The organism is Streptomyces sp. NPDC001204, assembly GCF_053598035.1.
This window is the reverse complement of sequence record NZ_JBSFJL010000056.1, coordinates 25407-32802: the sequence shown is the minus strand read 5'-3', so window position 1 is coordinate 32802 and position 7396 is coordinate 25407. Positions and strand designations below refer to the sequence as shown.

General features: G+C 69.3%; 8 protein-coding genes and 3 pseudogenes. 7 read left to right on the top strand and 4 right to left on the bottom strand.

The annotated features are described in order from the left end of the window. Positions 1 to 769 precede the first annotated feature (769 nt). Positions 770 to 964 (top strand): hypothetical protein, encoded by a 195-nt coding sequence (locus ACWC91_RS40035; protein ID WP_225080419.1) that lies wholly within the window; start codon positions 770 to 772, stop codon positions 962 to 964. A gap of 370 nt (positions 965 to 1334) precedes the next feature. Here ACWC91_RS40035 and ACWC91_RS40030 read toward each other — a convergent pair. Further along, positions 1335 to 1523 (bottom strand): annotated as a pseudogene (locus ACWC91_RS40030) (IS256 family transposase); the annotation flags it as partial. 72 nt (positions 1524 to 1595) lie between these two features. Between ACWC91_RS40030 and ACWC91_RS40025 the strand changes: the two are divergent. Beyond that, complete coding sequence (locus ACWC91_RS40025; RefSeq protein WP_225080420.1) at positions 1596 to 1889, top strand: hypothetical protein; 294 nt, start codon at positions 1596 to 1598, stop codon at positions 1887 to 1889. Positions 1890 to 1952: 63 nt separating this feature from the next. Here ACWC91_RS40025 and ACWC91_RS40020 read toward each other — a convergent pair whose 3' ends face one another. Further along, positions 1953 to 2411 (bottom strand): carboxymuconolactone decarboxylase family protein, encoded by a 459-nt coding sequence (locus tag ACWC91_RS40020; protein WP_225080421.1) that lies wholly within the window; start codon positions 2409 to 2411, stop codon positions 1953 to 1955. Between the two features lie 86 nt (positions 2412 to 2497). On the opposite strand from ACWC91_RS40020, the pseudogene ACWC91_RS40015 reads away from it, so the two are divergent. From ACWC91_RS40015 to ACWC91_RS39995, 5 genes and pseudogenes are all read left to right on the top strand, one after another. Then, positions 2498 to 3097 (top strand): annotated as a pseudogene (locus tag ACWC91_RS40015) (sigma-70 family RNA polymerase sigma factor); the annotation flags it as partial. 40 nt (positions 3098 to 3137) lie between these two features. After that, positions 3138 to 3662, top strand: a complete 525-nt coding sequence (locus ACWC91_RS40010) for a hypothetical protein (RefSeq protein ID WP_450642949.1) — start codon at positions 3138 to 3140, stop codon at positions 3660 to 3662. Between the two features lie 10 nt (positions 3663 to 3672). Further along, positions 3673 to 4185, top strand: a complete 513-nt coding sequence (locus tag ACWC91_RS40005) for an alpha/beta hydrolase (protein WP_450726278.1) — start codon at positions 3673 to 3675, stop codon at positions 4183 to 4185. 145 nt (positions 4186 to 4330) lie between these two features. Continuing rightward, a pseudogene (locus ACWC91_RS40000) lies at positions 4331 to 5449 on the top strand (IS630 family transposase). After that, positions 5442 to 6293 (top strand): class I SAM-dependent methyltransferase, encoded by an 852-nt coding sequence (locus ACWC91_RS39995; RefSeq protein ID WP_450642944.1) that lies wholly within the window; start codon positions 5442 to 5444, stop codon positions 6291 to 6293. The pseudogene ACWC91_RS40000 and the gene ACWC91_RS39995 overlap by 8 nt, the downstream one beginning before the upstream one ends. A 45-nt stretch (positions 6294 to 6338) precedes the next feature. On the opposite strand, the gene ACWC91_RS39990 is transcribed toward ACWC91_RS39995, so the two are convergent. After that, complete coding sequence (locus ACWC91_RS39990) at positions 6339 to 6635, bottom strand: hypothetical protein (protein WP_141365739.1); 297 nt, start codon at positions 6633 to 6635, stop codon at positions 6339 to 6341. Next, the gene (locus tag ACWC91_RS39985; protein WP_225080946.1) at positions 6632 to 6829 is read right to left on the bottom strand and encodes a toxin-antitoxin system HicB family antitoxin; all 198 of its coding nucleotides are present in this window, start codon (positions 6827 to 6829) and stop codon (positions 6632 to 6634) included. Before ACWC91_RS39985 ends, ACWC91_RS39990 begins: the two co-directional genes overlap by 4 nt. Between the last annotated feature and the right edge of the window lie 567 nt (positions 6830 to 7396).

The following is a 7396-nucleotide window of genomic DNA, read 5'->3' as shown; positions in this document are numbered from 1 at the left end:
CCGTTTCTCTATGCCCACGACCGCACCGGCATCTCTGTCCGAATGATCACCCGCACCGCGGGCTTCGAACGAGATCCGGTTTGCCACAACGCACTGAGTCTTTCCGACATCCTTGCTGCCGACTGACCGCTCACTCGAGTACTGCTCCGTGTCCTCCCCGCCGACGCTTGGGTGTTCCGGGCATGGGCGTTTGGTGGCCGTCGAGCATTCAATCATCACCGTGCCCCGGAAACGCCGGGTCCTGCCACGCTGCGATACAGACAGCTTCGTAGGCGACCGGAACTGTAGGGCGCGGCCAGGGGAACGGTAGTTCAGCCCCTGAGTTGCCGCGAGGCTGGGGAAGGAGGTTCGGCGAAGGTGACACCGGCTGATACGACTTCATGTCACCGCAGAATCCGGACCACTGACATCGTGATCAACTTGATAAATGGACCCTGATCAGTACTCGGACAGCTTCTTACCAGTGACATGCGAAGCCGGACATCCCAGTGACGGCTTCCTCGAACCTCACAGCGCCGACCCGGCGACGGCAAGGGGGCCAACCGGGGTGGCCCCGAGCCGGGAGCAGCGCGAGCGGGCCGTTGCCGTCGCGCTCGAGGCGCTGCGCAAGGCCGGCGGGCGCAGCCCGCGGACTGGCCGCGCAGCCGGCCCGTGAGCACGACGGTGACCCCCGCCGCTGGCAGCGTGCCGTGAACGAGGCCCGCAAGCGGTACGAAGCCGAGCAGAGGTCCAGGCTCGCCACCCTCGGGGGACCCACCCGGACCCCTGGATGCCATCGCACCAGACCCGTGTCCCGACGGAGATCTCCGACGCCGACCTGGACAACGTCTCCGGCGGCCTCGCGGTCGGTGGCTCCAGCGGTCTCATCGAGACGCCGATCGCAGCCGTCACCTCCGGCGTCCTGGCCATCGCCACCCCCGCGGGCGTTGCGGCGAGCACGGCCGTCCACACCGCCGCTCGCTGACAGCAACGTCCAGCCCGATGAGTCCCGGATCCCCTGGTCCGGACCCATCGTGGTCTTCGCCGCGGAGACGGCGTAAGGGACGTTGGACCGGTCCTGCCGCAGCACCCGGGGTCACTTCGCGGGGCATGCATTCCGCGGTATTGGAACGAGGACGAGCTGATCCGGGAGTCGGCTCCTTTCGCAGAAGAGATGGACGGTCGGCTGCCCGATCGCCGGCAATCCCGCCGTCCGCGGGGAAGCGAGCGGTGAGAGATCCCGAAGCCGAACCCTGCGGCGGAGGCCGCCGCACTACCGGCTGGGCGTAACCACCGCCGCCGCCTTCCCGGACACGGTCTTGTCTGCGGGACCAGTACGTACAGGAGGTTCGGGCACGCTCGCCCAGCAGGCCGCGGTCGAAGTGAACTCCGTCGCGGACGAGGGCGACGAGGTGGGGTGCATTGACGGCCTGCCACTGTTGCTGGGCGGATTCGACGAGCTTGAAAATCACAGCCAGGGTGGCCGCGCTGCTGGCCCCTGTGGTGACCGTCGTGCGCAGGCGGAGGCGGACGGTGGCGGATGTATCACCTCGACCACCCCGGCCGCAGTCGATCCGATACGGCGCAGGGTGCTCCCAGGTGACACGATCGGCGTTATGGGCACCGAGGCGGACTGGGTGTACCGGGTATTCGAGCCGCACGGCTCGGAGGGATGGCGCCCCTACGGCAGCGACCCCGAACGGTGGCGGGGTGCAATCACAACTGCCGATTCGAGCGAGGGCGCCCAGTTTGCCGTCGCCCTCGTCGTCGCCGACCTGATGACCGAGTGGAAGGTGCGCGGCTTTCCCCGGGCGAAGCACGTCCGGATCTTTCTCTGGCGCGCCGAGGAGGGCGACGAGACGGACGCGGACATCATCGTGGAGGTCAGACCGGATATCCACGCAGCGTGACGGAGCTCTATTCGATTCGCTCAGTCACCGCTGCGCGGTCAGTGGGTAAGAGCCACGCCGAGCTCAGCCCCAGGTCTGGCCGGCCGGTTCCTTGATGGTGCGGTTGATCCGGTTGAAGAAATTGGTCAGCGCGATCTCCAGGTTGATCGCGCCAATCTGCTCCTCGGTGAAATGGGCGTTGACCTCTTCCCGGATCTCGTCGGTGACTCCCTCCGCACCGTCCTGCAGCCGGGTGGCGGCTTCGGCCAGCGCCAGTGCCGCGCGCTCCGCATCGGTGTAGAACGGCGCCTCACGCCACGCCGCTACGTTGTGCAGCCGCTCGTCGGTGTCACCGGCCTTCTTCCCCCCGGCGACACTGGCGTAGACGCAGGCCGAGCAGCTGTTGATCTGGCTGGCGCGCAGGTGGACCAGCGCGAGCAGCTTCGGGTCGACGCCCCCGGCCGCGATCGCCTTCTGCAGGTGCCCGACCGCCTTCCATACGTCGGGGTTGTTGGTGTTCTTGTTCTTCAGTCGGTTCTGCATGGAGGGAGCTCTCCTTGGTCGGGGTTACGTTGCGGGGCTGGTGCCCGTCACCCCTATGACGGAGCAGCTTCCAGAGAGGTAACACCATGTCCGGCACCCATCCTGCCGATCCGATCGCCGAGGCCTTCGAGACGCACCGCGACCGGCTCACAGCCGTTGCCTACCGCGTGCTCGGCTCGCACGCCGACGCGGACGAGGCGGTCCAGGAGGCGTGGCTGCGTCTGTCCCGCCAGGACGCCGACGCCATCGACAATCTCGGCGGCTGGCTGACCACCGTGGTCGGCCGCATCAGCCTCGATCTCCTACGCTCGGGCCGCACGCGCCCGACAGTCCCCCTCGACGACCGGCTGCCCGAACTCACCGTGACGCTCGACGATGGTCTGGCTCCGGAAGAGCTTGTGGCACTGGGCGACTCGGTGGGCCTGGCGCTGTTGACGGTCCTGGACTTGCTGCGCCCCGACGAGCGCCTGGCGTTCGTGCTGCACGACGTGTTCGCCGTGCCCCACGGGGAGATCGGCACCATCCTCGGCAGGTCCACCGACGCGACCAAGATGCTCACCAGCCGCGCCCGCCGGAAGGTGCAGGCCGCGCGGCATTCGGCAAGCGACCGACAGCAGCAACGCGAGGTGGTCGGGGCGTTCTTGGCCGCGGCCCGCGAGGGCCGGTTCGAACGGCTGCTGGAAGTGTGGCCGGCGGCGCGGCACACAGGGCCTCTCGGCGAGCCAGTTGCAGCTGCTGAGCCGGCTGGCCGGCCCCCATCCGCAGCGCACACTGACCCAGCCGCTGCGACTGTCAGGCGCGGCGGCGGCCGTGCCGACCAGCGGAATCCTGTGCACGGCGGGAGGGGTGACCGTCGAGGTGGTCCAGGCGCTGGTGCGCAGCGGACCGCCGCAGTTCCGGAAGCTGGCCGATCCGCAGGTGGGCTTCTTCGAACTGGCCACCGGTCACTGGCCGATGCTCTCCAGCCCGGACGAGCTGGCCGAGGTCCTGCTCCGCGCGGCCGCGGGCGAGGGGCGGCGGCTGGCCGTACCCGAGGGCGAGCCGCCCTTCCTCCGGCCGTTCCTGATGGAGGTCCCGGGGCGGCCGCGGGTACGGAACGGGCGCGTGGACGTGCACCTGCCGGAACCGGAGGAACCGCGCGGCCCGTGGCCCGCGGTGCTGTTCGTGCACGGCGGCCCGCTCCCGCCCGACCTCATCCCCGCGCCGCGCGACTCACCATTGTATGTCGGCTATGCCCGCTACGCAGCGTAGCATGGGCGCGGTGGGCGCCGTCGCGGAGCATCGCCTGCACGGCATCACCGACTACGCACGGTCCGCGGACGACGTGACCGAGGCCATCGAACTGCTGCGGGCCGACCCACGCGTGGACCCGGAGCGCGTCGCCCTGTGGTTCTTCTCCGGCGCTGGACTGCTTGCCGCGGACTGGATCGCTGCCCCGCCCGGGTGGCTGCGCTGCCTGACCCTGACCTATCCGGTCCTGGCACCGCTGCCCGGCTGGGGCGCGGTCGCCCCGCGTTTCAGACCGACCAGCGCGCTCCGGGCCAGCGGAAGGACGCTGCCGCCCCTCCTGCTCACCCGGGCGGGTCTGGAGACAGCGCACATCGCCGCTACCGTCGAGGAGTTCGTGGCCGCAGCGGAGGAGACCAAGGCCCCGATCGAGATCATCGACGTCCCGCACGGCGTCCATGGCTTCGAGATCCACGACCCGACGGACGAGTCCCGCAAGGCAGTGGCCCGCGCCATGCGTACAGTGCTCGCCCATCTGCGGTCCTGACACCCCCTGGAAGCCGCCAGGAGCACCGGCCACCATGCCACGGCCCGTTTACCGGTGGACTGTCACGCCAACTCCTTGGGGGACTACTGTCCTGCGCCTGAAATCCGTCGTTAGGTCAGGCTTGAGTTCTTCTGCCGGGGTGCCGGTGCCGCGTCGTGGTCCGAAGCTGGAACCGCTGCTGCTGAGCGATGACGAGGGTGCTGTGCTGGAACGCTGGACGAGGCGGGCGAACTCCGCCCAGGCGCTCGCGTTACGGGCGCGGATCGTGCTGACGTGCGCCGGACCCGACGTCCCACCCATCGTCGAAGTGGCCCGCAACCTGCGGATCTCCGCGGACACTGTGCGCAAGTGGCGCCGGCGGTTCCTCGCCGAGCGGCTGGACGGCCTGGCCGACGAGCCCCGGCCGGGCCGACCGCCCACCATCGGTGTCGACCAAGTCGAAGCGGTCGTGACCGCCACGCTGGAGGAGATCCCGAAGAACGCCACGCACTGGTCGCGGAAGTCGATGGCCGAGCACAGCGGTCGGTCCAAGTCCACCGTCGGCCGGATCTGGCGGAAGTTCCAGCTCAAGCCACACCTGACGGACACCTCCAAGCTGTCCACGGACCCGTTCTTCGTGGACAAGGTCTACGACGTCGTCGGGCTGTACTTCAACCCGCCCGAGGGCGCGGTGGTCCTCTCGGTGGACGAGAAGTCCCAGGTCCAGGCCCTGGACCGCTCACAGCCGGTACTGCCGATGATGCCGAACATGCCCGAGCGGCGCACCCACGACTACGTCCGCAACGGGCTGACCACGCTGTTCGCCGCGTTCGACGTCGCCACCGGCGAAGTCATCAGCGCCCTGCACCGCCGGCACAGGGCGGCGGAGTTCAAGAAGTTCCTGATCCGGATCGACAAGGAGGTGCCCGCACACCTGCAGATCCACCTGATCTGCGACAACTACGGCACCCACAAGACACCCACGATCAGGACGTTGCTGGCCAAACACCCCCGCTTCCACATGCACTTCACCCCGACCGGGTCCTCGTGGATCAACCAGGTCGAGCCGTGATTCGGGTTCCTGGCCGACCAGATGATCCGCCGCGGCGCACACAAGAACGTCCAGGTCCTCGAAGCCGACATCCGCCGCCGGATCAAGAACTGGAACGAGGACCCCCAGCCGTTCATCTGGACGAAGACCACCGAAGAGATCCTCGAATCCCTCGCCCACTCCTGCCGACGGATTTCAGGACGTCGCAGGACACTAGGCTGGCGCGGTGACTGATGAGCAGGAGCGGGTGCAGCCGTCGGGAGTGTGGGCCACGGCGGTGGGGGTGGCCAGGGTGCGGGCGCTGGAGACCCAGCGGGAGAACGCGCTGTTCCGCGACCCACTGGCACAGGCCTTCGCCACCGCCGGCGGCCTGTGGCCCTCCTCGCCGCCGCTGCCCGATGACGAGGCCGCACGGCGCCGCCGACTGGCCGTGTCGTACTCCATCGTCATCAGGACGAAGTTCCTCGACGACCTGTTGCAGCAGGCCTCCGCGTCCGGAGTCCGGCAGGTCGTGCTGCTCGGCGCCGGCATGGACAGCCGTGCCTTCCGGATCGACTGGCCCGAGGGCACCCGGCTGTTCGAGGTCGACACCGCCGCGCCACTGGACTTCAAGGCTTCGGTGCTGCGCCAGGAGCGGGCCGTCGCACGCTGCGAGCGGATCACCGTCGCGGTGGATCTGCGTGAGGACTGGCCAGGCGCGCTGACCGCCGCAGGGCACGACCCGACCGTGCCGACCGTGTGGATCGCCGAAGGACTGCTGATCTATCTGCCCGAGGACGCGGTGGAGCTGCTGCTGGCCCGGATCAGCGCACAGTCGGCGGCAGGCAGTCGGATGGGGCTGACGTTGGGCTCGCGCGGCGTGATCGAGCGCTTCGGTGCGGACGCCGTGCCGGGATCTGCGGCGTCCATGTGGGTCTCGGAGATGCCCAACGACCCGGTGAGCTGGCTGGCCGGGCACGGCTGGGAGGCCGACAGCCACACCCTGCGCGAGCGCGCTGCCGCCTACGGCCGTCCGATCAGCACCCCGCCGCAACGCGAGGAGCGTCCCGGCGGCCTGATCTCGGCGGTCCGCCGGTAGAGCGCCTCTGGCCGGCAGCTCGGCCTGCCGCCCGGTTTTTCGGGGCTAGAGGTCTTGGACGGCGCGCAGGGCCTGGTCCACCCGGGCCATGGCCGCAGCGTCGACGGGGCCGAGGAGTTTTGCTCCATCGAACCGGTTGACCCGCAGTTGTGTGATGTTGACGGCGACCGCGGTGCAGGGGATCGGATCGCCGATCACCACCGACATGGCTGTGTCGGGGTACCGGCCGTTCTCGTGCAGCACGATCACGAGGAGAGCGCCGTAGGACTCTTCCAGGCCGGTCAGGCTGATGATCAGAACGTTGCGGCCATCGGCGAGGGCCCAGATCTCACCACGCTTCACAGGGTGTCGCCCTCGCCCGCCAGGTCGTCGCCGAGGCCGAGCGCGGCGAGATGCCGCGCGGCGTCGAGGGTGGCGGAGCGGCGGGCAGCGCGCACGACGTACGCGTTGACGCTCATGCCCGCCTCCGCGGCGGCCGCCCTGATCGAGGGGGCGAGTTCGTCGGGGATGCGCAGGGTCATAGTGGTGACAGACATGGTTGCAAGAATAGCCACCGCCTCGCGGTGGCATAAGAGCCTGATCCATCCGGACCTCCCTCCGCCTGGCGCTGGTAGTCGCCGGCGGCCGTCCGGTTCGCGGCTTCATGTGCCGAAGGGCGTACGGCCCCGACGCGTACGCAGCGATGTTCCGCGCGCCGGCCCCAGCCCTCCCTCCGGGCCTACCGAAGCGCTTCGATGGACACAACGACAAACCGCCAGAGCGTATCGTCCACCTCGACGCGTCAGCCGTCAGGCCGTGACGAACACCCATGGGCGACTGAGCAAGATCGCGGGCAGTTGAGAGCCGGGCGCCGCAGCCAGGCAAGCGGCTTCATGCTGCACTCGGGGGCGCTGATCTCGACCCGCGAACACGGCGCCCGGTAGCCCGCGACAAGGCGCCCCCGTGCGTCATCGGCACCCAGGGCACGGCGATGTTCGTGCACACCAGTGACTACCGACTCATCTCCGGCCGCACCCGACCCGCGCCCCCGAGAACAGGCACACGTCACCGCGTACGGGAGGCCGGCTGTGTCCCGCGCCCGCGCCTTACCGGGGCGGGACAGG

Bases quoted from the DNA above. Each gene is read 5' to 3' on its own strand.
- ACWC91_RS40035 (WP_225080419.1), top strand. From the start codon at position 770: ATGCCATCGCACCAGACCCGTGTCCCGACGGAGATCTCCGACGCCGAC.
- ACWC91_RS40025 (WP_225080420.1), top strand. From the start codon at position 1,596: ATGGGCACCGAGGCGGACTGGGTGTACCGGGTATTCGAGCCGCACGGC.
- ACWC91_RS40020 (WP_225080421.1), bottom strand. From the start codon at position 2,411: ATGCAGAACCGACTGAAGAACAAGAACACCAACAACCCCGACGTATGG.
- ACWC91_RS39985 (WP_225080946.1), bottom strand. From the start codon at position 6,829: ATGTCTGTCACCACTATGACCCTGCGCATCCCCGACGAACTCGCCCCC.